This is a genomic window from Pseudomonas sp. GW704-F2 (genome assembly GCF_059423025.1).
This window is the reverse complement of the sequence record NZ_JBWKXO010000007.1, coordinates 97,878-123,862: the sequence shown is the minus strand read 5'-3', so window position 1 is coordinate 123,862 and position 25,985 is coordinate 97,878. Positions and strand designations below refer to the sequence as shown.

19 protein-coding genes and 2 tRNA genes are annotated in these 25,985 nt (G+C 60.8%); 8 read left to right on the top strand and 13 right to left on the bottom strand.

Features of this window, described 5'->3' with window-relative positions; translation table 11 throughout:
• Positions 1-65 precede the first annotated feature (65 nt).
• The 7 genes from AC07W0_RS08335 to AC07W0_RS08305 form a co-directional block, all read right to left on the bottom strand.
• Positions 66-1,346: a virulence factor family protein gene (locus AC07W0_RS08335; RefSeq protein WP_102617314.1), complete on the bottom strand. Its 1,281-nt coding sequence runs from the start codon at positions 1,344-1,346 to the stop codon at positions 66-68.
• Entirely contained in the window at positions 1,346-3,988 is a 2,643-nt protein-coding gene (mprF, locus tag AC07W0_RS08330; protein ID WP_102617315.1) for a bifunctional lysylphosphatidylglycerol flippase/synthetase MprF, read from the bottom strand. The genes AC07W0_RS08335 and mprF overlap by 1 nt, the downstream gene beginning before the upstream one ends.
• 267 nt (positions 3,989-4,255) lie before the next feature.
• Positions 4,256-4,332: transfer RNA gene (locus tag AC07W0_RS08325), tRNA-Met, on the bottom strand.
• A gap of 174 nt (positions 4,333-4,506) precedes the next feature.
• A complete protein-coding gene (locus AC07W0_RS08320) occupies positions 4,507-5,631 on the bottom strand; it encodes an ABC transporter permease (protein ID WP_046382207.1) in 1,125 nt (374 codons plus the stop codon).
• 1 nt (position 5,632) lies between these two features.
• Positions 5,633-8,374, bottom strand: a complete 2,742-nt coding sequence (gene rbbA, locus AC07W0_RS08315; protein WP_102617316.1) for a ribosome-associated ATPase/putative transporter RbbA — start codon at positions 8,372-8,374, stop codon at positions 5,633-5,635.
• 2 nt (positions 8,375-8,376) lie between these two features.
• Positions 8,377-9,420, bottom strand: a complete 1,044-nt coding sequence (locus tag AC07W0_RS08310) for an HlyD family secretion protein (RefSeq protein WP_102617317.1) — start codon at positions 9,418-9,420, stop codon at positions 8,377-8,379.
• Positions 9,421-9,718: 298 nt separating this feature from the next.
• Positions 9,719-9,795, bottom strand: a tRNA-Met gene (locus AC07W0_RS08305).
• Positions 9,796-10,076: 281 nt separating this feature from the next.
• Between AC07W0_RS08305 and dinB the strand changes: the two genes are divergently transcribed.
• Complete coding sequence (dinB, locus tag AC07W0_RS08300) at positions 10,077-11,135, top strand: DNA polymerase IV (protein WP_046382209.1); 1,059 nt, start codon at positions 10,077-10,079, stop codon at positions 11,133-11,135.
• Between the two features lie 146 nt (positions 11,136-11,281).
• Here dinB and AC07W0_RS08295 read toward each other — a convergent pair whose 3' ends face one another.
• From AC07W0_RS08295 to AC07W0_RS08280, 4 genes are all read right to left on the bottom strand, one after another.
• The gene (locus AC07W0_RS08295) at positions 11,282-12,235 is read right to left on the bottom strand and encodes a hypothetical protein (RefSeq protein ID WP_017846119.1); all 954 of its coding nucleotides are present in this window, start codon (positions 12,233-12,235) and stop codon (positions 11,282-11,284) included.
• Positions 12,236-12,255: 20 nt separating this feature from the next.
• Positions 12,256-13,971, bottom strand: coding sequence for a proline--tRNA ligase (locus tag AC07W0_RS08290; RefSeq protein ID WP_017846118.1), 1,716 nt, complete (start codon positions 13,969-13,971; stop codon positions 12,256-12,258).
• Between the two features lie 208 nt (positions 13,972-14,179).
• On the bottom strand, positions 14,180-15,712 hold the full coding sequence (locus tag AC07W0_RS08285) for an AmpG family muropeptide MFS transporter (protein WP_017846117.1): 1,533 nt from the start codon (positions 15,710-15,712) through the stop codon (positions 14,180-14,182).
• A gap of 43 nt (positions 15,713-15,755) precedes the next feature.
• Entirely contained in the window at positions 15,756-16,070 is a 315-nt protein-coding gene (locus tag AC07W0_RS08280) for an MGMT family protein (RefSeq protein ID WP_219730840.1), read from the bottom strand.
• Positions 16,071-16,262: 192 nt separating this feature from the next.
• On the opposite strand from AC07W0_RS08280, the gene AC07W0_RS08275 reads away from it, so the two are divergent.
• The 5 genes from AC07W0_RS08275 to groL all read left to right on the top strand — a co-directional run bounded on the left by AC07W0_RS08275 (position 16,263) and on the right by groL (position 20,887).
• The gene (locus AC07W0_RS08275; protein ID WP_017846115.1) at positions 16,263-17,270 is read left to right on the top strand and encodes a DUF481 domain-containing protein; all 1,008 of its coding nucleotides are present in this window, start codon (positions 16,263-16,265) and stop codon (positions 17,268-17,270) included.
• A gap of 101 nt (positions 17,271-17,371) precedes the next feature.
• Complete coding sequence (locus tag AC07W0_RS08270) at positions 17,372-18,103, top strand: HugZ family pyridoxamine 5'-phosphate oxidase (protein ID WP_017846114.1); 732 nt, start codon at positions 17,372-17,374, stop codon at positions 18,101-18,103.
• 67 nt (positions 18,104-18,170) lie between these two features.
• Positions 18,171-18,647, top strand: coding sequence for an FxsA family protein (locus AC07W0_RS08265; RefSeq protein ID WP_017846113.1), 477 nt, complete (start codon positions 18,171-18,173; stop codon positions 18,645-18,647).
• A 246-nt stretch (positions 18,648-18,893) separates the two neighbouring features.
• A complete protein-coding gene (locus AC07W0_RS08260) occupies positions 18,894-19,190 on the top strand; it encodes a co-chaperone GroES (protein WP_017846112.1) in 297 nt (98 codons plus the stop codon).
• 50 nt (positions 19,191-19,240) lie between these two features.
• Positions 19,241-20,887, top strand: coding sequence for a chaperonin GroEL (gene groL, locus AC07W0_RS08255; protein ID WP_017846111.1), 1,647 nt, complete (start codon positions 19,241-19,243; stop codon positions 20,885-20,887).
• A gap of 105 nt (positions 20,888-20,992) precedes the next feature.
• Here groL and AC07W0_RS08250 read toward each other — a convergent pair whose 3' ends face one another.
• Together AC07W0_RS08250 and AC07W0_RS08245 are read right to left on the bottom strand one after the other, a co-directional pair.
• Positions 20,993-21,730 carry a phosphatase PAP2 family protein gene (locus AC07W0_RS08250; RefSeq protein ID WP_017846110.1) on the bottom strand — a complete coding sequence of 246 codons (738 nt, stop codon included), beginning with the start codon at positions 21,728-21,730 and terminating at the stop codon, positions 20,993-20,995.
• 50 nt (positions 21,731-21,780) lie between these two features.
• On the bottom strand, positions 21,781-23,730 hold the full coding sequence (locus AC07W0_RS08245) for an LTA synthase family protein (RefSeq protein ID WP_102617320.1): 1,950 nt from the start codon (positions 23,728-23,730) through the stop codon (positions 21,781-21,783).
• A gap of 203 nt (positions 23,731-23,933) precedes the next feature.
• Between AC07W0_RS08245 and colR the strand changes: the two genes are divergently transcribed.
• Positions 23,934-24,617 carry a two-component system response regulator ColR gene (gene colR, locus AC07W0_RS08240; RefSeq protein WP_016975511.1) on the top strand — a complete coding sequence of 228 codons (684 nt, stop codon included), beginning with the start codon at positions 23,934-23,936 and terminating at the stop codon, positions 24,615-24,617.
• The gene (locus AC07W0_RS08235; RefSeq protein WP_017846108.1) at positions 24,607-25,887 is read left to right on the top strand and encodes a sensor histidine kinase; all 1,281 of its coding nucleotides are present in this window, start codon (positions 24,607-24,609) and stop codon (positions 25,885-25,887) included. Before colR ends, AC07W0_RS08235 begins: the two co-directional genes overlap by 11 nt.
• Positions 25,888-25,985 lie beyond the last annotated feature (98 nt).

Genomic DNA, 25,985 nt, shown 5'->3' with positions numbered 1-25,985 from the left:
ATGACTGACCTATCGCTATCGGGGGCAAGCCCCCTCCCACATTGGGTTTTGCGTACAGCGCGGAATTACTCGGCCTTGGCCTGGTGCTTGACGATGATATCCACCAAACGCTTGGCCAGCGCCGGGTAGTTCTCATCGAAGTGGTGCCCGCCCGGCAGCTCGATCGCTTCGCCGACGGCGGTCTTGTCAGTGCAGCCGCTCTCGTCGACCTCTTCGGCACCGTAGATGCACACCACCTTGGCCGCTGGCAGCTTGGCCATTTCCGGGCCGGTCGCGGCTTCTTTGCCGGCGTTGCCCAGCCAACCTTCCACTTCGATTTCAAAGCTGCCGGTGCGTGCGAACGCCAGCAGGATGATTGCGTCGACGCGCTGCTGCTCGCTTTCCGGCATGCGGTTGTAGATGGCCGGCAACACGTCGGCGCCGAACGAATAGCCGGTCAGTACGAAGCGCTTGGTGCCCCATTTCTGCCGATAGTGCTGCATCAGCTCGCTGAGGTCCTTGGCGCTTTGTTCCGGGGTCTTGTGCTGCCAGTAGTAGCGCAGGGTGTCGATGCCCACGACCGGGTAGCCGATCTTGGCCATTTCACCGGCCACGTCGCGGTCGAGGTCACGCCAGCCGCCGTCACCGGAGAGGAACAGGGTCACGGTGTCCTTGGCCTGGCCTGCCGGGACTTCCACGACCGGAATCGCCAGGCCGCCGTTGTCCGAACCGACCAGTTGCTTGCGCAGTTCGTTATTCAGCACTTGAGGGTAGTGAATGTCGTAGTCGCTGATGCTGGTGGTGGCACGCGGGGTGTCGCGCACGAAACTGGCGCTTTCATCGTCAGGGTTGTCGTTCCACGCCACCAGCCAGTTGCCGTGGGCGGCGGTTTTCGGCAGCGGGTCTTTGCAGCCTTCCTGCACCAGGGCGAAGCCGACGGAGATGGCATTGGCCTTGTCGTCGTTCTGTGTGGCCAGCCAGCGCCAGGCGAGGGCGGCGCCAGGGCCGATGCCGCTGACCAGCGTCGCAGGGCCCTTGAGCTGGCTCAGGGCGCCTTGCAGTGCCTGTTGCTGCAGTGTGCAGTCATCCTTGGGCAGGATCACCTGCACGATCTGCGCCTTGCCGCCCTGGCTGAGGGCAATCAGTTGGCTGTCGGTCAGGGTCTCGTCGGCCATCACCGCCACGGCCACGCGGGCTTTGGGGGTGCCGGCCGGGGTGACGCGGGTCATCACCGAGCCATCGGCCTGGGGCAGTTGCTCCAGGGTCGGCTGTGGGGCGGGGCGGTTCCAGTACCAATAGCCGCCACCCAGGACCACGGCGAGCAGCACCACAAAGGCTAATACATACCGCCAGGAGCGTCGAATCATCAGCGTTTCACCAATCCAGTCAAGCCGCCTGCGATCAGGGCGGCGGTATCGGCCAGTGCCACCAGCGGATCAAGTCCTGCGGGCACGGCCATGTAACGGGGTTCCCAGTCAGGCTGGAACTTGTCTTTGAAGCGGCGCAAACCTTGGAAGTTATACAGTTGCTCGCCACGGCGGAACACCATCGAGCCCAGGCGTTGGGTCAGCGGCGCGCCACGACGCGGTTGCAGGCCAGACAATGGCACCATGCCGAGGCTGAAGCGAGCATAACCGTGGCTCTTATAGTGTTGAATCAGGCCGACCATCATGAATTCCATGGTCAGCTTGGGCGCATCGGGGTGGGCGCGCATCAGGTCGAGGCTGGCCAGGTCGTGGCTGTGGGTCTCGAGCAGGTTGGCGAAGGCCACCGGGTGCCCTTCGAAGCGAATGATCGCGATGCGAAAGTGCTTGAGGTAGTCGTCGCTGAAGCGTCCCAGGGAAAACCCCTTCTCCCGCACGTTCTTGCCGGTCAGCCAGGCGTCGGAAATAACCTTGAGTTCGTCCATCGGCGCCGTGCCCGGTTCGTGGATCTCCAGGGACAAGCCATCCCGGGTGCCACGGTTCCAGGTGTAGCGCAAATCCTTCATCTCTTTGCCCTTGGCTTCCAGGTCAAAGCGTTTCAGGTCGACGCGGGCTTCTTCGCCCAGCTTGATCGCGGTCAGGCCGATGTCCATGTAGTACGGCAGGTTTTCCGCGCGTACCTGGTAGAACACCGGGCGCGCATGGTGGATGTCGCACAGGTCGCGGAACTGCCAGATCATCTCGGCGCGGGGTTGGGTCGGGCCGATCGGGTCGTACAGGGCGACCAGGCTGCGCCCGCGACGGGCGTACATCAGGAAGGCTTCGTCGTTGGGGTGGAACAGCAGCGCCTTGTCGCCGGTCAGCGCCAGGCCGCCGTCGGGTTGCGATGAGGCCATCAGGATCTTGGTGGCGCGTTCCAGTTCTTCGGCTGTCGGCAGGTGGATCACCGGGCGCGCGGTACGCAGCAGCCAGGTCAGCGACACGATCACCAGCAGCACCGCAGCCCCCAACAGCGAGCGCAGGCCGCGCGGGGCGTTGGCGTCGAGGGTGAACTGCCACCACAGTTGGTGGCTATACGGGACGTCTTGATAGGCAAACAGCAGCAGCCAGATCGACGCCCCCAGCACGCACACGCTGGCTACCAGATACAGCGGCGAGAACGGCAATTCGGTCAGTCGGCTGGCGCGGTAGAAGGAGCGGCGGAAGATCGCCAGCAGCACGGCGGTCATGGTCATCAGGCTGGCTTCTTCCCAGTCGAAGCCCTTGAGCAGCGAGAGCAGGGCGCCGGTCAGCAGCAGCACCATGGTCAACATCCAGGCCGCCGACAAGCGTCGACGCAGGCCTTGGGCCAGCAACAGACACAACACGCCGATCAGGCTCGCGCCAAAGTGCGAGGCGTCAATCAGGCGGTGGGGAATCAGGAAGCCGATGTTTTCCAGGCGTGAGTCGATCTCCGGCGTGGCGCCGGAAAACAGCAGGACCACGCCGGACAAAAAAACCAGTAAGGCCAGCACCGGCGCGGCGAAGCCCGACGCCACGCGCAGACTCTGCTGGGTCTGGAACAGGCGCTGGGCCTCGTTGACCAGCAGGAACACACAGGCGATCAGCAGCGGCAGCACCACATAGATCATGCGGTACAGCAGCAGGGCGGCGGCCAATGGCGCGGCGCCGAGCTTATCGGCAAAGGCCGCGAGCAGGATCGCCTCGAACACCCCGACACCACCCGGCACATGGCTGAGTACGCCAGCGGCCAGCGCCAGCAGGTACACCAGCAGGAACGGGCCGAACGGTGGCGCTTCCGGCAGCAGCATATAAAGGACGGTGGCGGCAGCGGCGACGTCCAGCGCGGTGATGATCAGTTGCAGGAACGTCAGGCGTCGACCGGGCAGGCGCAGGGTGCGGCGGCCGACCTTGACCAGCAGGTTGTCCGTGTAGGGCTGTTCCGGCAGGCGACGGCGATAAATCCCGATGCACAGCGCGGCCGACAACAGCAACACGACGCCGGCAATCGCCCCCAGCAAGCCTTGCGACACATGCAGGGCAGTGGACGCGGCGGGCAAGTTGCTCAAGGTGGCCAAGGCCGCCAGCGGCGGCAGGGCGCAGCCCAGGGAGAGGCTGGCGAACACGGTCATGCGGGCGACTTCCGAAGCCCCGATGCCATGGCGCGCATATAAACGGTAACGCACCGAACCGCCCGAGAGCATCGACAGGCCAATGGCGTTGCCGATGGCAAAGGCGGTAAAGCCGCCGAGGGCGAGGGTCTTGCGGGGCAGTTTCACCCCGGCGTAGCGTGCGCCGGAGAACTCATAGCCCAATAGAATGACGAAGCCGGCGATGGCGGCGACGAACGCGCCCAGCAACGCCGGTTTGGGTACTTCCAGGATCGAGTCGTGGAGGGCGTAGAGATCCAGTTCCAGCAGCAGGTGTCGGCAGGCGATCAGGGCGATTGCGAACAGCAACAGCGTCACGGCCAACCCGATGGGTTGCCGATACTTGCTTAACAGATCCAGCCAGCGCAAACGGGTGGGAGTGATCGGTTGTGTCGCTGTGACAGGGTCTTGTGGTTCAGACGAGTTGGCGCGCATCAATCACCTCGTGGATTGTGCGCGACAGGATGGGGGTATCCAGCCAAGTTACCAATCCCTATGGACAAAATAATTACAAATATTAACGCGGATCACCGGATGCGGCGACTGCGGCCATTGGTCGTAGAAGGATCAAGCATAGGGTGCGATGAAATGGACTCCACGAAACGTCTAGGGTTTCATGAAAGATGCCATGTCATTGTTTCAGAAGAACTTTTTTTCCAGATACAAAAAAGGCCACTCTTTCGAGTAGCCTTTTTTGATGTTTGGTTGCGGGAGCCGGATTTGAACCGACGACCTTCGGGTTATGAGCCCGACGAGCTACCAGACTGCTCCATCCCGCGTCTGTGGCCGGCATTCTACAGCCCAGCGGCGGAGTGTCAACCGTTAATGGGCCGTTGGGTCAAATAAGTGCGAATTTGCCGTTGAATCTCAACGAAATGCGCTAAGTGCGCGCTCGGGCAAGGTTTTTTGTCGGACAATCGTCCACGCCTGACGCGGGCAGGCGCAAAAAAGCCTTAACGCAAGGTCGCAACAGACTGACGGAACAGCAGCAAACTCATCGCGATAAATGTCACGCCCATCACCAGGACCGTCACGAACTCTTTCCACACGATGTCGAGGCCCGCGCCTCGATACACGATCGCCTGCATGAAGCTCACATAGTGCCGCGACGGGAAAAACCACGTCACGTACTGGACCCATTGCGGCTGGCTCTCGATGGGCGACATGCCGCCCGACAGCATCATCATCGGCATGACGGCCATCATCATCAGCAGGGCAAATTGCGCCATGGTGCGGGCGAGGGTGCCGAGGAAGATGCCGATCGCCGCTGTTGCGAAGATATAGATGAGGGTGCCGAGCAGCAGCACACCGCGCGAGCCGGCAATCGGAACGTCGAGAAGGCCCTCGACCACGAACAACAGGGAACAGATGAAACCGATGAAGATCACCAGCCCGCTCGACCACACTTTGGCGAGCGCTATCTCGAAGGCCGTCAACGGCATCACCAACAAGTGCTCGATCGTGCCGTGCTCGCGCTCGCGCAAGAGCGCCGCGCCGGTCAGGATAATGATCAGCATCGACAACTGATCGGCAAGGCCGACGATCGCGCGGAACCAGGATTGTGTGCCGTTGGCATTGAAGGCGCGGCGCACGACGAGATCGGAGGGCAGCCCGGTGGTTTGCTGCGCTTCCTGTCGGTAGCGCGTGACTTCGTCGGTCACCATGTTCTGGATATAGCCCGACCCCAGGGACGCCTGCTGGACTGCGGTGGCGTCTGCGTTGACCTGGACTTCGATATCGCGGCCCTTTCGCACATCCGCTTCAAAGTGCGGAGGAATCACGATGACGAGGGTGTAAAGGCCGTTGTCCATGCCGCGATCGATGTCGGCGGCGCTGATCATCTTGGCTGCCTGGAAGTACGGCGGATAGAACAGTCCGGCAATCGATCGCGACAGGCTGGAGTGGTCCTCGTCGACGATCGCCACGGAGGCATTGTTGACGGTCTCGCCGGCTCCGGTCGACTGCATATAAATGCTGAGGCCGAAGGAATAGATGATGAAGAGGATCATCATCAGGTCCTTCGAGAGGGTGCGCAGATCTTTGACGCCGAGCCAGAAAATGTTGGAGAGACTCTGCATCTTATTTCTCCTGTTTGCGCAGGAGCAGCGCGGACAGCAATAAGAAGGCCGGGCAAAACAGGCTCAGCGCGAGCAGGTCGGTCACCATGTCGGTGAAGCCAAGCCCCTTGGTGAACGCACCGACACTCATGTGCATGTAATAGCTCGTCGGCCAGAGGTACCCCATGAGGCGCGCGCCGCCCTCCAGCGTCGAGACGGGCTGCAGCATGCCGGAGAACTGCATGGTCGGCAGCATCGACAGCACCGCTCCGGCGAACACCGCTGCGACCTGGCTTGAGGTGAACGTCGAGATGAACAGCCCGTAGCCGGTGGCCGCCGCCACATAGAACAGCGCGCCCAGGGTCAGCGTGAGGCCGTCGCCCTTGAGCGGAACATCGAAGAGGAACCGCACGGTCACGGTCATGATGAAGAAATTGATCATGCCGACGCCAATGTAGGGCAGTTGTTTGCCGATCAGGAACTCCAGGCGCGTCGTGGGCGTGGCGTAGAAGTTCGTGATCGTGCCGATCTCCTTTTCACGGGCAACGCTGACGGCTGTGAGAATGGCGAGAAACATCATGAGCAGCATCGCCGGCACGGCCGGCCCGATTGCATAAATGCTCTCGGCCGTCGGGTTGTAACGGTTGCGGATCACGATGCTGGTCGTCGGTTTCTTGCTCGCTACGTCGCTGGACTGGCGCTTTCTCTCTTCGGCGAAGAGGTTGTGCGCCGACTCGACGTAACCCTCGATGGTGGCGGCGCGCGAGGTGTTGGCGCCGTCGATCCAGGCCGATACCTGCCAATCCGAGTCGCGCTTTACCAGGCGCCCGAAGCCAGGTGGGATTTCGATGGCCAGCGTGATGTCGTTCGACTTCAGGCGCCTTTGCATTTCGTCGACACTGCGGATCGGCGTCTTTTCGGTGAAATATCGGGAGCTCGAGTAGTTGGCGAGATAGGCTCTGCTCTCCGGCGTGTCGTCGTGGTCGAACGCCGCATAGGTGAGGTTGGTCACATCGCTGGAGACGCCGAAGCCGAAGATCAACAGCATGATGAAGGAGCCGAGGAAGGCGAAGGCGAGCCGCACCGGATCGCGCATAAGCGACAACGTCTCGCACTTGGTAAAGGCCAGGAGGCGGCGCAGCGGCATGAAGGTCGAGCGGCTGGGCGACAACGCCGCTGCATCGCGCTGGGTCTGCGCCTCGGCATCCGCCACGGAGGGCGCGGGCGCAGCGGGCTCGGCATCCTCGATATAGGCGATGAACGCCTCTTCGAGATTCGCGCTGCCCTTGGCGGTAATGACGTTTTGCGGTGTGTCGCAGACGAGGACACGACCTGCGTGCATCAATGAGATGCGGTCGCAGCGCATGGCTTCGCTCATGAAATGCGTGGAGACGAAGATCGTGACATTGCGGGTTCGCGAGAGATCGCCGAGCAAGCGCCAGAATTCATCGCGTGCCAGCGGATCGACGCCCGAGGTCGGCTCGTCAAGGATCAGCAGCTCGGGGTCGTGAACGATCCCCACGGCCAGCGAAAGGCGCTGTCGCACGCCGAGCGGCAGCGAGTTCGCTTCGGTGTCGGCATAGTCGACAAGGCCGACATCGACCATGAGCTGGGCGATACGCGCGTTAGCGTGGTCCGCGGCCAGATGAAAAAGGCGCGCATGAAGACGCAGGTTTTGCCGCACGGTGAGTTCGCCATAGAGCGAGAACGATTGCGACATGAAGCCGACGCGCTGGCGGACCGACAGGTCGTTGGCATCGACTGGTTTGCCGCAGACCTCGGCCTCTCCCTCGCTTGGCGCCAGCAGTCCGGTCAGCATCTTCATGGTGGTGGTCTTGCCGCTGCCGTTCGAACCGAGGAAGCCGAAGATTTCTCCGCGCTCGATGGCGAAGCTGACGTTATCGACCGCGGTGAAACTGCCGAAACGGCGTGTCAGATTCCTCGCGACAATGACCGGCGCCTCGCTGCCTGGTTGGCGCGGCGGAATGACGAAGCGCTGCACCGTCGATTTTTGCCCCGGCTGCAGGGCGGCAAACACCGCTTCGATGTCTTGTTGGCCAGTCTTCTCGCGCAGTTCATCCGCAGTGCCGCAGGCAAGCACGCGGGCGTGATCCATCGCGATGAGCCAGTCGCATTGGCCGGCCTCGTCCATATAGGCGGTGGAGATGACGACACTCATCGTCGGCCGCTCGCGCCGCAGTTCGCTGATCAGGTCCCAGAACTGTCGACGCGACAACGGATCGACGCCGGTCGTCGGCTCATCGAGAATGAGTAGGTCGGGGTCGTGAATGAGCGCGCAGCACAGGCCGAGCTTTTGCTTCATGCCGCCCGACAGCTTTCCGGCCGGCCGCTCGAGAAACGCGAGTAAGCCAATCGCCGCCGCCAGGCGCCGGGTGCGTGCGTCACGTTCCGATGCGGACAGGCCGAAGAGGGTGGCGAAGAAGGCCAGGTTCTCGCGGACGCTGATCTCCTGATAGAGGTTTTTGCCGAGCCCTTGCGGCATATAGGCAATGCGTGTGCAGACAGAGCGGCGGTGCCGGGCATTGCTCATGCTGCCGCCGAGGACCTCGACCGATCCGGTCTGCATCTTCCGCGCACCGGCGATCAGGCCGAGCAGCGTGGACTTGCCAGCGGCGTCAGGGCCGATGATGCCCGTCATCTGGCCGCTTGGCAGTGCGAGCGAGACATTGTCGAGCGCTAGAACCTTGCCGTAGACATGGCTCGCGTTGGAAACCTCGGCAATCAGCGCTGCGCGAGTCTCCATTATCAATCCTCGGCGTCGACAGGATCGGCCTGAATGCGCTTTTGCAGGGTGTCCGGCCAATTGGGCGGGTTCGGATCGAGGCGCGCATAGCCGATGCCGCGGGTGCCCGTTTTCACTTGGTTGAGGTGGCGCGCGATGAGGCTCGGCGGAATGCGCAGCTTGACCCGGAACATAAGCTTGTCGCGTTCGCTGCGCGTCTCGACCTGCTTGGGGGTGAACTGCGCGTCCGGCGACACGAAACTCACTTTGGCCGGCACGGCGAAGTCGGCACCGTCGAACACGATTCGTGCGGCCGACCCGATCGTTACGCGCATGGCCTGTTCGGAGGGGAGATAAATCTCCATGTAGATTTCGGACAGGTCGATGATCGTCAGCACCTTTCCGCCCGCCGAAACGACTTCCCCGGGGTTGACGAGACGATACAGAACACGCCCTTGCACGGGCGCCACAAGAATGGTGTCGGCGATCTGGGCGTCGGTCTGATTAACCAGGGCTTGTGCGGCCACCACCGAACGCTCGCGCGCGGTCACGGTCCGCTGCGCGGCGTCGAGAACGGCGCGCGCAGAATCGCGTTCGCCCTGCGCCTCATCGCGGTTGTCCTCACTGATCGCCCCGGTGACGATCAGCTTGAGGGCGCGGCGCAGCTTTGCTTCCTTGAGGGTCAGTTCTGCCTGCCGTTGCACGACGGTCGCCTTTGCCTCGAGCATCGAGGCCTCCTCGGAAGCCACGTCGGCGGCATATTTGGCGCGTTGCGCTTGCAACTCCGTGGTATCGAGGCGGGCGAGCACCTGGCCTTCGGTGACGAGGTCACCTTCCCGGGCCAGCACCTCGCGCACGCGTCCGGCCAACTTCGCGGCGATGTCGATTTGGTCGGATTCGATGCGGCCGTTCCCGGAGACAATGCCCTCGGGCAACTTGCCTTGCTGGCTTTGCCACCAGTACCAGGCGCCACCGGCGCCGGCTGCCAAGACGATGACCAGGATCAGAACAATCCTTGTGACACGCCGCCAAGACCACTTCGCATCGTTACTCGGGATGGCCGTCATGATCCGATCCTTGAGTGGGGAGGCGTGAAGATCGATTGAGGCGTACACCAGCACCTGTCAGGCCGCGAGACGCACACGCGGGCGCGTTATTTCATCCGTTGCGGCAGGTGAATTCCGATGCTTGCCCATCCGGGTAAACGTTACCAACCAAGGGCTGTACACAACGTTGATTTTTATCAAGCAATCGAGCTGAAACCGGGCGCGGCCAGCGCCCTCAGTCGCAGTCATTAAAATCAGCACAAACGAAAACACCGCCGCGACGGTGAGGTCGTGGCGGTGTTTGACGTGTACTTAAAACTGGTTGCGGGAGCCGGATTTGAACCGACGACCTTCGGGTTATGAGCCCGACGAGCTACCAGACTGCTCCATCCCGCGTCTGTGTGTCGGCATTCTACAGCGCAGCGCAGGGGTGTCAACCTATGAATCGAAGAAAAGCGCTTGTGCTTCAATCGGTTAGCTCTCCATCAGAGCCAGGTTTAGCCTTCGGGGCCAGTCTGGCCGAGGGTTTCAGCTCTATTGGCAGCTTAAATTCGATTGAGAAAATAAATTCATCTGAGAATTTTCCTACCGCTCAAGCGGAAGATTCAAACTACTGGTGCTATATACAGGGGTGAGTGCGATACTGCCCATCCGTTGGATTGCTCCCCTTCTTATATATGACGCAGCGCAAAATCATCCACGTCGACTGTGATTGCTTCTACGCCGCCATCGAGATGCGCGATGACCCGAGCCTGGCGCAAAAACCGCTGGCCGTCGGCGGCTCGGCGGATCGGCGCGGGGTGATCGCAACCTGCAACTACGAAGCGCGGGCCTATGGGGTGCGTTCGGCGATGTCATCACGCCATGCCTTGAAGCTCTGCCCCGACCTGACCATCGTCAAGCCGCGCATGGATGCCTATAAGGAAGCGTCGAAGGAAATCCACGGCATCTTTCGCGACTATACCGACCTGATCGAGCCGCTTTCCCTGGATGAGGCTTACCTGGATGTCTCCGACAGCCCGCATTTTGGCGGCAGCGCCACGCGTATTGCCCAGGACATCCGCCGCCGGGTCTCCAATCAGTTGCATATCACCGTGTCCGCCGGTGTGGCGCCCAACAAGTTTCTGGCCAAGATCGCCAGTGATTGGAAGAAACCCAACGGCCTGTTTGTGATCACCCCGGACCAGGTCGAAGACTTTGTGTCGATATTGCCGGTGAAAAAGCTGCATGGCGTGGGCAAGGTGACCGCCGACAAGCTGGCGCGCCTGGGGATTGAAGACTGCCTGCAGTTGCGCGAATGGAACAAGCTGGCGCTGGTGCGCGAATTCGGCAGTTTTGGCGAGCGACTGTGGAGCCTGGCGCGTGGGATAGATGAGCGCGAGGTGCAGAACGACAGTCGTCGGCAATCGATCAGTGTGGAAAATACCTACGATGTGGACCTGCCAGATCTTTCAAGTTGCCTGGCGAAACTGCCTGAACTGATGGAAACCCTGGCTGGACGCATCGCGCGCATCGACAGCAGTTACCGCGCGGGGAAGCCGTTCGTGAAGGTGAAGTTTCATGACTTTACCCAGACGACCCTGGAGCAGGCGGGGGCAGGGCGGGACCTGGAAAGTTATCAACAGCTGATGACCCAGGCGTTCAATCGCGGTGGCAAGCCGGTGCGGTTGCTGGGGATTGGGGTGCGGTTGCTCGACCTGAGCAGCGGCAATGAACAACTCGAACTCTCCTGGTAGAACCCGGAAACCAAATGTGTGAGGGGCGGTGCGACGATTCGACTTGCTCCCGATAGCGGTGTGTCAGTCAACTAAGGTGTTGAATGTGTCACCGCTATCGGGGGCAAGCCCCCTCCCACATTTAGATCTACAGCGTTTTCGAGGGATCAGCGTGCGCCAGGATCTGCGACGAGTCGCCCCGCGTCCTTGGTCAGCGCTTGCAGGAATTCCTGCTGCAACTCCGGATCATTGTGGGTCAGTTCGATCAGGCTCTGCTCCAGTTCGCTGGCTTCTTCCTCCAGGCCCAACTCCGACAGGCGCTTGACCCGGTGGACCCACTGGCTGACTTCGTCGTCTTCCAGGTCGTCGTAGATCAGGCCGTGGGCTTCGAGCAACTTGCCGCGCAGTGTGTGGCTCACCGCCAGGGTCGAGTCCGAATGTACGTCGTCCTGGCCATCTTCCACGCTGATCTTCAAGGTGCTGATGCGGTTCAGATCCTGCTCGGCAAACGGGCTGTCCAACAGGTTCAGGCGCAGTACGCCGTTGCGGTCGGTGGTCATTTCATACACTTGCCTGCCAGCGGTGACCTGCACCGGGCGTTCGCTCCAGGGCAGGCTCGAATACTCCACGCGCTTGTCGCGCTGGACTTCATCGATACCCGCCAGGTTCTGTTGCGCACGCCCATGGGATTGCACGTTCATGAACGGGTTGATGCCGTCGATGCCGTAGCTCAGCCAATCGTGGGTCATGCTGGTCGGCAGGTTGCCGAGGGCGAAGATATTCGCCACGTTGGCGCCCGCGCCGGCCACCAAAGCGACCGCGCCCAGCGGCATCTCATAGAGTTTGCGCCAGGGTTGGTAGGGGGTGTAGCGGTCGTAACGACGGGTGACTTCGAATTCGGTGACCTCGAAGGTCTTCTGCTCGTGAATGCGAACCAGGCGTTGCGGCAGCTCCAGCACTTTGGGTTCGCCTACATCGATCTGCAGGCTGTGGTCGAGCAACTTACGCTCGACCCGCTCCTCGTGCTCACTGCGTTGCGACATCTGGTTGGCGCAGCCGCTGACCAGCAGGGCGCCGCACAAGGCGGCGCCCCCCAGGGCTCTGGTGTTTCGCTTGAACATGACTTCTCTTGATCTGGTTTTCAGCGACGAATACGCGCCTGAAGGAAAGACAGCACGTCAGCCACCGGCAACGGTTGGGCTTCGGCTTCGGTCCGGCTCTTGTATTCCAGATTGCCATCGGCCAGGCCACGGTCACTGACCACGATCCGGTGCGGGATGCCAATCAGCTCCATGTCGGCGAACTTGATGCCCGGGCTGGTTTTCTTGTCGCGGTCGTCCAGCAACACTTCGAAACCGGCGGCCGTCAGTTCGGCATACAGTTTGTCGGTGGCTTCACGGACTTGCTCGGTTTCATAGCGCAGCGGCACCAGGGCCACCTGGAACGGCGCCAGGGCGTCACTCCAGATAATGCCTTTCTCGTCGTTGTTCTGCTCGATGGCAGCGGCAACCACGCGCGATACGCCAATGCCGTAGCAACCCATTTCGAGGGTGATCGGCTTGCCGTTTTCGCCCAGCACTTCGCACTTCATCGCCTTGCTGTACTTGTTGCCCAGCTGGAAGATGTGCCCGACTTCAATGCCGCGCTTGATTTCCAGGGTGCCCTTGCCATCCGGGCTCGGGTCGCCGGCGACCACGTTACGCAGGTCGGCCACGGTCGGCACCGGCAAGTCGCGTTCCCAGTTCACGCCGAAGTAGTGCTTGTCGTCGATGTTCGCGCCGATACCGAAGTCGCTCATCAGCTCGACCGAGCGGTCGATGATGATCGGCAGCGGCAGGTTCAGCGGGCCCAGGGAGCCAGCACCGGCGCCAATGGCGTCGCGCAGTTCGGCATCGGAGGCCATGACCAGCGGGCTGGCCACGCCCGGTTGCTGGGCGGCCTTGATTTCGTTGAGCTCGTGGTCGCCACGGATCACCAGGGCGATCAGCTTGCCGGCTTCCTCGGCGTGAACGATCAGGGTCTTGATGGTCTTTTCAATCGGCAGATTGAATTTTTCCACCAGGGCCGCGATGGTCTTGGTGTCCGGGGTGTCCACCAGGCGCAGTTCTTCAGCCGGGGCTGGACGGGCGGTTTCCCGTGGCACGGCTTCGGCTTTCTCGATGTTCGCCGCGTAGTCGGAACCGTTGCTGAACACGATATCGTCTTCGCCGGACTCGGCCAGTACGTGGAACTCGTGGGAGCCGGCGCCGCCGATGGAGCCGTTGTCCGCTTCAACCGGGCGGAATTTCAGGCCCAGGCGCGTGAACACGTTGCAGTAGGCGGTGTGCATGCGGTCATAGGTGACCTGCAAGGACGCCTGGTCGGCGTGGAACGAATACGCGTCCTTCATGATGAACTCGCGGCCGCGCATCAGGCCGAAGCGTGGGCGGATCTCATCACGGAACTTGGTCTGGATCTGATACAGGTTGAGGGGCAGCTGTTTATAGCTGCTCAACTCGTTGCGCATCAGGTCGGTGATCACTTCTTCATGGGTCGGGCCAGCGCAGAAGTCGCGGCCATGACGGTCCTTGAAGCGCAGCAATTCAGGGCCATACTCTTCCCAGCGCCCGGATTCCTGCCACAGCTCGGCCGGTTGGGTGCTCGGCATCAACACTTCCAGAGAACCGGCAGCGTTCATTTCTTCGCGAACGATGGCTTCGACCTTGCGCATCACCTTCAGGCCCATGGGCAGCCAGGTGTACAGGCCAGAAGCCAGCTTGCGGATCATACCGGCGCGCAGCATCAGCTGATGGCTGATCACAACCGCGTCGGAAGGCGTTTCTTTCAGTGTGGCGAGCAAATATTGACTGGTACGCATGGTAGGCCGTTGTCGGTTGCTTGGACTTGAAGTGACTTGGGATTGTACGGGCGCAAACTGCCGCCGTACAGGCATCAGGACGCAGAGCTGTTTGTAGGAGCGAGCTTGCTCGCGAAGATCGTCAACGATGACGCGGGAAACCGGGGTAAACGCGGTGTCTGTGACTTCTTCGCGAGCAAGCCCGCTACAGCTACAAGGGGAGGCTCTGTCAGTCTTCTGCCGGCGGATTCAAGCGAATCCGCCGATTCTCTTGATACCAGTGCAGCGCAATCAGCAGCAAGGTCGGCACACCCAGCATGCAGGTGATCAGGAAGAAGTTGTGATAACCGAACTTCTCCACCATCACCCCCGAATACCCGCCGATCAGGCGCGGCAGCAACAGCATGATCGAACTCAGCAGCGCGTATTGGGTGGCGGAGAACTTGAGGTTGGTCAGGCTCGACAGGTAGGCGACAAACGCCGAGGTGGCAAGGCCTGAGCTGAAGTTGTCCAGGGAGATGGTGAAGATCAGCATCTGCAGGTCCGGGCCAATGTCGGCGAGCATCACGAACAGCAGGTTGGTGCCGGCCGAGGCGATGCCGCCGATGAACAGGATCGGGAGGATGCCGAAGCGCACAATCAACAGGCCACCCATGCCGGCGCCGACCAGGGTCATTATCAGGCCGAAGATCTTGCTGACCCCGGCAATCTGGTCCTTGGTGAAGCCCTGGTCGATATAGAACACGTTGGCCATCACGCCCATCACCGTATCGGACATGCGATAGGTGGCGATCAGCCCGAGCAGCAGCAGTGCCTGCCAGCGGTAGCGCAGGATGAAGTCGTTGACCGGCGTCAGCACCGGCGCCAGGCCTCGGCGGCCCATGGCCGACAGACACAATGTTGTCAGGGTGATATAGAGGATGGCGCGTAGGAAGGCGCGGTCTTCCATTAACAGTTCCCACAGGCTGACACCGTGGAACAGCACGCTGGCGAAATCGGTGTTGTACAACTGGGTGAACGTCGCCGGCACCGACACCAACAGCACGATCAGCACAAACACCGACACCAACTGATGCACGAAACTGTAGCGTCCGGCCTGCAACTGGGTGCGCAGTGGCACATTGGGCTCGCGCATGAACAGGGTGGTCAGCAGCGCCGGAATCATTAGCACGCCGAACAGCACATAGGTGCCGGTCCACGCCGAGTGTTTATAGTTGAAACCGGTAGAGCCGAAACCTTCGGCAAAAAACAGCGCGCCGGCCGTGGCGAGCAGGGCGGCGATGCGGTAACCGGACATATAGCTGGCGGCCAGGGCAGCCTGACGGCTGTCATCGGCGATTTCCAGGCGATAGGCATCGACTGCAATATCCTGGGTAGCCGAAGCGAAGGCGACGATCACCGCAATAGCGATCAGCCAGGACAAGTGTTTCTGCGGGTCGCAGAAGCCCATGCCGATCAATCCGAGGATCACCAGCGATTGGGCCAGCACCAGCCAGGAGCGACGACGTCCGAGTTTGCCCAGCAGCGGCAGGCGCCATTGGTCGAGCAATGGCGACCACACCCATTTGAAGGCATACGCCAAACCGATCAGGCTCGCATAGCCGATGGTCTCGCGGGCCACACCGGCCTCACGCAACCATACCGAAAGCGTCGAGAACACCAACATGTAAGGCAAGCCGGCGGCAAAGCCGAGCAACAACAGCACTAACGTCGAGGGGCTGGCATAGGCGGCGAGCGCGGCGCGCCAGGTTTTACGGGGCATGGGCTGGAGTCTGCCTCAGATTCACGGAAACAAAGCGCGCACTCTAACCGCTGTGCTCTACCGGGCGCCAGCCATGACGCTGAATATCCACGCGATTGTTCAGGATAGCGACACCTTCGTTGCGTAAACGCGCACGTTGTTCGTCGCCTGAGGCGCTGCCCGTCGGCAGGCTTATCCGACCGCCGGCCCCCAGCACGCGGTGCCAGGGCAAGCGGGTATCGTCGGGCAGTTGGCTCAGGGTGCGCCCGACCCAGCGCGCCGCGCGCCCCAGCCCGGCGAGGTGGGCCAGTTCGCCGTAACTCACCACGCAACCTTCGGGGATTTGCGCCAGCGTCAGGTACAGCGCGGTGCGGCGCATCTCGGCAGGGCTTTGCGGGGCTTCGGCGGGTTGCTTCACGGTGGATATATCCGTTCAGATCGTCGGTTTCTTGTAAGAAACGTCTGTAAATATGCAGATGAGAACTGAACTCAACACAATTCATTGAGTCAGTCCTAGCTATCTAACACGATAACGCCCCTATTTCGCCAATCCTGAGCCCCTTATCTGCTTATGTTGTCCAGAACCTTGCTGTGCCTTGCTGTTTTCAGCGCTTCCACCCCCTTGCTCGCCGACACCGTCTGGTTAAAGAACGGTGACCGCCTGTCCGGCAAGATCAAGCTCTTCGACGGTGGCAAGCTGCTGATCCAGACCGACTATGCGGGGGCTATCCCGGTGGATTGGAAGCAGGTGAAAACCCTGGAAAGCGATCAGGAGTTGTTGGTCAAGCAGGATGCCTACACCGGTGAGAAAGCCAAATCCTTGCAGGCTGCGGCGGATGGCAAAGTGGTGCTGGCCAACGGCGAAGCGCCCAAGACCGTGGAACTGGCCAGCATCCAGCAGATCATCAAGCCCACGCCGGTGATCGAAGACCTGGTGTGGAAAGGCAATGTCGACATGGCGCTGGACTACAAGCGCGCCGAGAAGGACACCAACGACTACGACATCGACTTCAAGACCTCCGCCCGCCACGGCCAATGGCGCCACACCGGGCAGGGCGAGTACAACCGCGAGTTCCAGGACGACGTCACCACCACCGACAACTGGTCCCTGGAATACGACCTCGACCGCTTCATCACCGAGCACTGGTTCTGGCAGGGCCGCTTGACCTATAAGCGCGACAGGGTCGAAGACCTGTCCCGCCAACGCACTGTCGGCACCGGCCCGGGCTACCAATTCTGGGACGATGAGCTCGGCGCGTTCTCCCTGGGTTCGTTGGTCAACCGCACCGATTACGAATATTTCGATGGCGGCAAGGACAACTTCTATTCCCTGGCCATGAAGTGGGACTACAACCGCTACCTGATCGGCAAGACAGTTGAATTCTTCACCTCCGGCGAGTTGGGCAAGCCTATCGGCGGGCCGGCCGAGTATGCCCTCGATGCGGAAATGGGCCTGCGCTACAAGGTCACCGAGTGGGCGTCGCTCAATCTCAAGGCCGAGCGTGACGTGATCAGCGGCGACTCGGAAAGCAGCTTGAGCAAGACCCGCTACACCGCAGGGTTTGGCGTGGCCTGGTAATCCGCTTCGTGCCCGCTGGCAACCTGCGCGGATATTGATTACCTTGGCTTGAGATCCATTCCCATACGCTATGGGCGACTGAATTCCCGAGGAGTCATACGTTGAGCGCGCACGTTGCCAAGAACGCCCGAGAGCTGTTGCTCAAGGAATACCGTGGAGCCCTCTCCACATTGTCCAAAGCCATGCCCGGTTTTCCCTTCGGTTCGGTCGTGCCGTATTGCCTGGACGAGCAAGGCCGGCCGCTGATCCTGATCAGCCGGATTGCCCAACACACCCATAACCTGCAGAAAGACCCCAAGTGCTCGCTGCTGGTCGGTGAGCGTGAAGCGGATGACGTGCAGGCAGTGGGGCGCCTGACCTACCTGGCCGAAGCCGAGCAATTGCACGATGCCACCGCGATTGAAGCGGCCGCCGAACGCTATTACCGCTACTTCCCCGAATCGGCCAACTATCACCAGGCCCACGACTTCGACTTCTGGGTACTCAAGCCGGTACGTCACCGCTATATCGGCGGCTTTGGCGCGATTCACTGGCTTGACCGGTTGACCCTGGCCAACCCGTTCGCCGGCCCGGCCGAGCGCAGCATGGTCGAGCACATGAACGCCGACCACACCAAGGCCATCGCCCATTACGTCGGGTTGGCCGGTTTGCCCACCCACGAGCCGGCGCAACTGGCCGGGATCGACAGCGAAGGCATGCACCTGCGCATAGGGCATGCGCTGCACTGGTTGCCGTTCGCCGAGTCTTGCAACACGCCGACACAAGTGCGCGAGGCCCTGGTTTCCTTGGCTCATGCTGAGGTCTGGCCGAAAAAAAGCGTCGCTGAAGCTTGAATTCACGAAATGGCGACGTCATCTAAGGTGGACTGGCAAGGCAATCTTGCGTTGAGGAAACCATTTGATGCGCCCTTTTTTATTGCTCTTTCTGCTGTTCCCGGTGTTGGAGCTGTTCGTATTCGTAAAAGTCAGTGGTGCGATCGGGTTTTTCCCGGCACTGCTGCTGATCATTCTCGGCTCGATGCTCGGCGTTCTGGTGCTGCGCGTCGCCGGTCTGGCCACGGCGCTGCGTGCCCGTGAAAGCCTGAATCGCGGCGAATTGCCGGCACAAACCATGCTCGAAGGGCTGATGATGGCTCTGGCCGGTGGCCTGTTGATCCTGCCAGGCTTCATCAGCGATGTGCTCGGCCTGGTCATGTTGCTGCCGTTCACCCGCAAGCTGCTGGCGGGCAAGATGCGCCAGCGCGCCGAAGAGGCTGCGATTCGCCAACGGGCGTTCGCCGATGACCTGCAACCCCGTGGCGGCCCGGCTCCGCGCCAGCCGTTGGGGCGAGAAGGTGATGTGATCGAAGGTGAGTTCGAGCATCGCGACAGCAAATAACCGCTTCACTGGCGCGGCCCCTTCGGGGGCTGTGTTGTTTTTAAGGGCCGGCAGACGCAAAAAAATTCATCGCCGGCCCCTTGTAATAAGCTGATGCGCCCTTATGTAACGGTCACCGCAAGGTTTCTGGTGGCGACACCAGACAGACTTCCGCGTTTCGCCCAGCGAACCGCGACCGGCCCCGCCGGATTTAACCTGCCGGTACTGACACCGGCCGATGAAAAACACAATTAGGAGAGATCGACAATGAGCAAGCTTCGTCCTCTGCACGACCGCGTCGTTATCCGTCGCAGCGAAGAAGAAAAGAAAACCGCTGGCGGTATCGTTCTGCCAGGTTCGGCTGCTGAAAAAGCCAACCACGGTGTGATCGTCGCTGCAGGCCCAGGCAAGACTCTGGAAAACGGTGAAGTACGTGCGCTGGCCGTTAAAGTCGGTGACAAGGTTGTATTCGGTCCTTACTCCGGCAGCAACACTGTGAAAGTCGACGGCGAAGACCTGCTGGTCATGGCTGAGAACGAGATTCTCGCCGTTCTGGAAGGCTGATTTCCCCGCTCATTTTCCCGTTACTACAAAGTATTTAAGGAATATCGATAATGGCTGCTAAAGAAGTTAAATTCGGCGATTCCGCCCGCAAGAAAATGCTCACCGGTGTCAACGTCCTGGCTGACGCAGTAAAAGCGACCCTGGGCCCTAAAGGCCGTAACGTGATCATCGAGAAGAGCTTCGGCGCTCCGACCATCACCAAGGACGGCGTTTCCGTCGCCAAAGAAATCGAACTGGAAGACCGTTTCGAGAACATGGGCGCGCAGCTGGTCAAAGACGTTGCCTCCCGTGCCAACGATGACGCAGGCGACGGCACCACCACCGCTACCGTTCTGGCTCAGTCGATCGTCAACGAAGGCCTGAAAGCCGTCGCTGCCGGCATGAACCCGATGGACCTCAAGCGCGGCATCGACAAGGCGACCATCGCCATCGTCAAAGAGCTGAAAAACCTGTCCAAGCCATGCGCTGACACCAAGGCTATCGCTCAGGTGGGTACCATCTCCGCCAACTCCGACAACTCCATCGGCGACATCATTGCCGAAGCCATGGAAAAAGTCGGTAAAGAAGGCGTGATCACCGTTGAAGAAGGCACTGGCCTGGAAAACGAACTGTCGGTTGTAGAAGGCATGCAGTTCGACCGTGGCTACCTGTCCCCGTACTTCGTCAACAAGCCAGAAACCATGGTTGCCGAGCTGGAAAGCCCGCTGATCCTGCTGGTCGACAAAAAAATCTCCAACATCCGCGAAATGCTGCCGGTGCTGGAAGCCGTTGCCAAGGCCGGCCGCCCACTGCTGATCGTTTCCGAAGACGTTGAAGGCGAAGCCCTGGCGACTCTGGTTGTGAACAACATGCGTGGCATCGTCAAGGTTGCAGCCGTCAAGGCTCCAGGCTTCGGCGACCGTCGCAAGGCCATGCTGCAGGACATCGCCGTTCTGACCGGCGGTACCGTTATCTCCGAAGAGATCGGCCTGAGCCTGGAAAGCGCCACCCTGGAAAACCTGGGCAGCGCCAAGCGCGTGACCATCTCCAAGGAAAACACCATCATCGTCGACGGTGCTGGCGTAGATCAGGACATCCAGTCGCGCATCACTCAGATCCGTGCCCAGGTTGCCGAAACTTCCTCGGACTACGACCGTGAAAAACTGCAAGAGCGTCTGGCCAAGCTGTCCGGCGGCGTTGCAGTGATCAAGGTTGGCGCTGGCTCCGAAGTTGAAATGAAAGAGAAGAAAGCCCGCGTTGAAGACGCCCTGCACGCAACCCGCGCAGCCGTTGAAGAAGGCGTGGTACCTGGCGGTGGTGTTGCACTGATCCGCGCCCTGGAAGCCATCCTGGACCTGAAAGGCGACAACGCCGATCAGGACGTGGGTATCGCTGTACTGCGTCGCGCCGTTGAAGCACCGCTGCGTCAGATCGCTGCCAACAGCGGCGACGAGCCAAGCGTTGTGGTTAACGCTGTGAAGAACGGTAAAGGTAACTTCGGTTACAACGCGGCAACCAGCGAATACGGCGACATGATCGAAATGGGCATCCTGGACCCTACCAAGGTGACTCGTTCGGCGCTGCAAGCAGCTTCCTCCATCGGCGGTCTGATCCTGACCACCGAAGCCGCTGTTGCTGAAGCACCGAAGAAAGAAGGCTCGGCTGGCGGCGGTATGCCAGACATGGGCGGCATGGGTGGCATGGGCGGCATGATGTAAGCCAGCCTTACCCGGCGACTGAAAAACCCCGCCTGCAGCGATGCAGGCGGGGTTTTTTTATGCGGGTGTGTAAAGGGAGGGAGGTAACTGAAGTGGTTGGCCGGTCTACGTATTCAATGCACGCACTTCTGACACCCTGACCTTCGATGGCCGATAGAGTATCAGGCAGTACAGCCCCAGGCAGATCAGCCAACAGAAAATCGCCGTCCACACATTGTGGGAAAAGAAGTGCGCGCCCTGTGCCATGCGGCTCACGGAAAACACGCTGCCCAGCGCCACGGCAAAGATGAACGCCTTGCGCGCCATCCGCGGCCGACGATCCCGTAGCGCAAAGAACCAGGCGAACAGGGCGAACCCGGTTGCCGCATGTCCGCCGGGCCAGCAGCGCCCAGGTTTATCGGTGGGCGGGCGAGGGCTCAGCAGTTCGCTGTAGGTTTCCTGGCCACCGAACTCCTTGAGGCTCCACGGGCATTGCACGGCGGTGACGGTTTTCAACGGCGAGACGAACGCCGTGGCCAGTCCCAGGGACAACACCAGGCAGCCCAGTTCGCGGCGGTACGGCTTGAGGCGCTGGAGGATAAAGGTACCGGCAAACCCCAGAATGGCCAGCACCGAGAACAGGATGACCATCTGTTTGGCGCGGTCATGCAGGATGTCTTCAAGGAAGAAGCTGTAACGCCCGATGAAGCCGCCACCCGCAGCGCTGTAGAACTGCTTGGTGAGGTCCATGTCCAGCGATGTCAGCTGCAGCAATAGCATCAGCAGCACAGCACCGGCGGGGATGCCCAGGCACAGCCAGAAATTGAGAGGTTTGGAAACCGGAACAACAGGTGGGGATTGCATGGTAAACCCTGATAAAAAAGTCCCGTACTCGGCTGTACGGGACGTTTTGGTTAGCGCGTGCTTAATGCCGGGGCCTCTTCCTTGGGCGCTTTCCAGCTCAGCAGTTGTTGTTTGAAATCATAACTGGCGGCCTGGTAGTAGGTGATTGCCCGCTGGATCAGCGGGTCATCGCTGCCGACCCGCAACTCCTGGCTTTTACCCAGCGCCTCGTCGTGGCGACGCAGACCCTGGCGTGGGCTGAGAATCGCCAGGTTTTTGCCGTCGAACAGCCCCAGGTGCTGGTAGTTGCCGACCACGACCCGAGGGGGCAATGGGTTGTCCTGCAACAGGTCACGGCCAAAGAAGGTCGATTCATAGCTCAGGTTGATCAGGCCCAGCAGGGTCGGCGCCAGGTCGATCTGGCTGGCCAGTTGCGCCGATTCCCGTGCGTCGATCAGCTTCGGCGCATAGATGAACAGTGGAATTTGATAGTTGGTGATGGGCAGGTCTTCCTTGCCTGCACTGCCGGCGGTGTGGTCGGCGACGAAGACGAAGATCGTGTTATCGAACCATGGCTTCTGACGCGCCGCTTCCAGGAATTGGCCGATGGCATGGTCGGTATACTTCACCGCGCCGTCGCGGCCATTGCCGGATTTGATATCGATGCGCCCGTCCGGGTAGGTGTAGGGGCGATGGTTGGAGGTGGTCATCAGTTGCAGCAAGAACGGCTGCTGCTTGGCGTAGTCGGCATCGGCCAGCTTCAGGGTCTGTTTGTACAGATCCTCGTCCGCCATGCCCCAGGCATTCTTGAACGAGATTTCCGACTCGGGCACGCTGCTCTGGTCTACGACGCGATAACCGTTGCCGCTGAAAAACGCGTTCATGTTGTCGAAATAACCGCGCCCGCCGTACACAAACACGCTGTCGTAACCGATGGCCGTGAGTTGTTGCCCCAGGCTGGCAAAGCCGCTCTCCCGACCAATGCGCTTGACGATGGAGCGTCCCGGCGTCGGTGGGATGGCCAGGGTGATCGCCTCCAGGCCACGGTCGGTGCGGGTGCCGGTGGCGTAGAAGTTGTTGAAGTACAGGCTTTGTTGACGCAAGGCGTCGAGATTCGGCGTGAGGTTGCGCCCGTCGCCATTGCTGCCCATGTATTTGGCGCTGAAACTTTCGATGGTCACCAGCACGATGTTGGGTTTGCGCAGCGTGCCCGGGTGGGTGATGGCACGGCGGATATCCAGTGGGTCCTGGCCGATGAAGCGCGCATTGGGCTCGCTGAGTTCGGCGCGCAACTGCTTGGCCACGATCTCGGTTGGCAGGCTCTTGTAGAACTGTGAGTAATCCAGCTCGTTGTTACGGAACGCGGCGAAAAACTGATACGGGCCATTGCTCGCCAGTTCGTTCTTGTAGGCATTGCCGCCTTGGGCGCGTGGGCTGTCCTGGCTGATCAGTTGCAGGCTCAGGCCCGCGACGACCAACAGCGCCAAGGCATTCAACAAACGGCCGCGCATGGGCGGCAGCGGGGCGTTCATTGCCGCATTGAATGGCTTGCGCAGGGCCAGGCTCAGCACGACAGCCAGCATCGCCAGCAAACTGAGCAACTTGCCGATGGGGTAGGATTCCAGCAGGTTGTTCAGTACTTCGTCGGAGTACACCAGGTAGTCGACGGCGATAAAGTTGAAGCGCACGCCGAACTCATCCCAGAACAACCATTCGGCCACCGAGGTGAACAGCATTGCAAACAGGCTGACGGTGAGCACTGCCTGCAGGAACCAGCGATGGCCACGGCGACGCCACAGCGCGGGCGGACACAGCAACAGGTACAGCCCCAGAGGGAGGGCGGCATAGGCTAGAAAAGCCAGGTCATAGAGCAGGCCCACGCCAAACACCGGCAGCAGATTGCCGCCGACTTCATCCAGATGCGTAATGAGCAGTACGCTGCGGGTGAGCAGGAAAACAACCAGCCAGGCACCGGTTACCAACAGCAAATAGCGCATAGGCGCCGTTTTGAGAAACCCCATGTCCAACTTCCTTAGATCGATGGGGGCGATCTTCGGCCTGGCACTGTAGTCAGTTTGTGAAGCTATAGTGAAAAACTCGTTCAACTCTTTAATCGGTTGAAATCGTTTATCTGCGCAGCGCTCAGCTCTATCCCTGAGCCCCACTAGGCCTTAAGCTGCGCGAGCCAACACACGGCTGGCACGAAAGTACGGAGACACTGCCCATGCGAATTTTATTGGTTGAAGACAACCGCGATATTTTGGCCAATCTGGCCGATTATCTGGGGCTCAAAGGTTACACCGTGGACTGCGCGCAGGACGGTTTGTCGGGCCTGCACCTGGCTGCCACCGAGCACTACGACCTGATCGTACTCGACATCATGCTGCCCGGCATCGATGGCTACACCCTGTGCAAACGCCTGCGCGAAGATGCGCGCCGCGATACGCCGGTGATCATGCTCACCGCCCGCGATCAGTTGGATGATCGCCTGCAGGGCTTCAAGTCCGGCGCTGATGACTACTTGCTCAAGCCGTTTGCCCTGTCGGAACTGGCCGCGCGCATCGAAGCCGTGCTGCGCCGCGCCCAGGGGGGCGGACGCCGTGCCCTGCAGGTGGCCGACCTGCATTACGACCTCGATACCCTGGAAGTCACCCGCGAAGGGCGCCTGCTCAAGCTCAACCCGGTGGGCCTGAAGCTGCTGGCGGTGTTGATGCAGAAAAGTCCCCATGTGCTGCGTCGGGAAATTCTCGAAGAAGCCCTATGGGGGGATGATTGCCCCGACAGTGACAGCCTGCGCAGTCACGTCCACCAGTTGCGCCAAGTGATCGATAAACCTTTCGCCAAACCATTGCTGCAAACGGTACACGGTGTGGGTTACCGCCTGGCCGAGGGTCGTGATGGAGTTTAAGCAAAGCCTTGCCCAGCGGATCATCATCGCCTTTGCCTTGATGAGCGCATTGGTGGCGGGCGCCTTCGCGATGGGGATCATCGCGACGGTGCATCTGGTGGAAGAGAAGCTGATTTCGGCAGGTTTGGGCGGCGACTTGCAGCGCCTGCTGCTGATGGACAGCGTCGAGGACTGGAGCCACCGACCCGAGCCGGACCAACTGTTCTATTTCAGCGGCGGGCGCGGGGATTTCGAGCTGCCCAAGGACCTGCGGCACCTGGATCCGGGTTTTCATGAAGTGTTCCGCGAGGCGTTGTCGTACCACGCTATGGTCGAAGTGGTCGATGGTCGGCGTTACGTGCTGCTGCAAGACCAGAGCGATTTCGAAGAGCGTGAGCGCGTGCTGTTCGCGGTGGTGCTGGTGGGCTTCGTGCTCAGCCTGGCGCTGGCGGTTTTCCTCGGCTGGGTGCTGGCCCGCAAGGTGATGGCACCGGTGGTGCGCCTGGCGCGCCAGGTGCGTCATCGTGACCAGTTGCTCGGCCTGGCGCCGCCCCTGGCACCGGATTACGCCGCCGATGAAGTGGGCGAGCTGGCCGTGGCCTTCGACGCCACATTGGGCCGTCTGCGCCAGGCGCTGTCCCGCGAGCAGTTGTTTACCAGTGATGTGAGCCACGAATTGCGCACGCCGTTGATGGTATTGGCCAGTTCCTGCGAGCTGCTGCTGGAAAACCCGGCCATCGACGAGCGTGGGCGCAACCAGGTGCTGCGTATCGCCAGGGCCTGTGAAGAAATGCGCGAACTGGTGCAGACCTTCCTGATGCTGGCACGCGCCCAACACAACGACGCCACCATGTCCCCCCGGGTAACCCTCACCCAGGTGGCGGATGATTTGCTCGGCATCTGGCGTGAGCCGATCGAGCAAAAAGGCCTGCAACTGATCTACCAGCCGGGCAACCCCCTGGATACCCGCTATAACACCACCTTCCTGCATGCGGTGATGGGCAACCTGCTGCGTAATGCACTGCATTACACCGAGCAGGGCTTTATCCGGCTCACCCTGGAACCGAGTGGTTTTGTGGTGGAAGACTCCGGCGTCGGCATTCCCGAAGACAAGCGCGAAGCCATGTTCGAGCCCTTCGTGCGCGGCAGCGAAAAACGCGGCGAAGGCCTTGGCCTGGGGCTGTCGCTGGTGCAGCGGATCTGCGAAAACCAAGGCTGGAGCGTCAGCCTGAGCACCATGGAACCCAATGGTTGCCGCTTTCACGTCCAACTGAGCCAGGTCAAATCCTGACCGTGTGTGCTACCGCTATGCTGGCAACGATCAGTGTAATTCGTCGTAGATAGCCCGTTGCTATCATTTGTGTCGGTAAAGTCTTGACATGTATGAAT

Coding starts and splice junctions, on each gene's coding strand:
- AC07W0_RS08335 (WP_102617314.1), bottom strand. CDS start 1,346: ATGATTCGACGCTCCTGGCGGTATGTATTAGCCTTTGTGGTGCTGCTC.
- mprF (WP_102617315.1), bottom strand. CDS start 3,988: ATGCGCGCCAACTCGTCTGAACCACAAGACCCTGTCACAGCGACACAA.
- AC07W0_RS08320 (WP_046382207.1), bottom strand. CDS start 5,631: ATGCAGAGTCTCTCCAACATTTTCTGGCTCGGCGTCAAAGATCTGCGC.
- rbbA (WP_102617316.1), bottom strand. CDS start 8,374: ATGGAGACTCGCGCAGCGCTGATTGCCGAGGTTTCCAACGCGAGCCAT.
- AC07W0_RS08310 (WP_102617317.1), bottom strand. CDS start 9,420: ATGACGGCCATCCCGAGTAACGATGCGAAGTGGTCTTGGCGGCGTGTC.
- dinB (WP_046382209.1), top strand. CDS start 10,077: ATGACGCAGCGCAAAATCATCCACGTCGACTGTGATTGCTTCTACGCC.
- AC07W0_RS08295 (WP_017846119.1), bottom strand. CDS start 12,235: ATGTTCAAGCGAAACACCAGAGCCCTGGGGGGCGCCGCCTTGTGCGGC.
- AC07W0_RS08290 (WP_017846118.1), bottom strand. CDS start 13,971: ATGCGTACCAGTCAATATTTGCTCGCCACACTGAAAGAAACGCCTTCC.
- AC07W0_RS08285 (WP_017846117.1), bottom strand. CDS start 15,712: ATGCCCCGTAAAACCTGGCGCGCCGCGCTCGCCGCCTATGCCAGCCCC.
- AC07W0_RS08280 (WP_219730840.1), bottom strand. CDS start 16,070: ATGCGCCGCACCGCGCTGTACCTGACGCTGGCGCAAATCCCCGAAGGT.
- AC07W0_RS08275 (WP_017846115.1), top strand. CDS start 16,263: ATGTTGTCCAGAACCTTGCTGTGCCTTGCTGTTTTCAGCGCTTCCACC.
- AC07W0_RS08265 (WP_017846113.1), top strand. CDS start 18,171: ATGCGCCCTTTTTTATTGCTCTTTCTGCTGTTCCCGGTGTTGGAGCTG.
- AC07W0_RS08260 (WP_017846112.1), top strand. CDS start 18,894: ATGAGCAAGCTTCGTCCTCTGCACGACCGCGTCGTTATCCGTCGCAGC.
- groL (WP_017846111.1), top strand. CDS start 19,241: ATGGCTGCTAAAGAAGTTAAATTCGGCGATTCCGCCCGCAAGAAAATG.
- AC07W0_RS08250 (WP_017846110.1), bottom strand. CDS start 21,730: ATGCAATCCCCACCTGTTGTTCCGGTTTCCAAACCTCTCAATTTCTGG.
- AC07W0_RS08245 (WP_102617320.1), bottom strand. CDS start 23,730: ATGGGGTTTCTCAAAACGGCGCCTATGCGCTATTTGCTGTTGGTAACC.
- colR (WP_016975511.1), top strand. CDS start 23,934: ATGCGAATTTTATTGGTTGAAGACAACCGCGATATTTTGGCCAATCTG.
- AC07W0_RS08235 (WP_017846108.1), top strand. CDS start 24,607: ATGGAGTTTAAGCAAAGCCTTGCCCAGCGGATCATCATCGCCTTTGCC.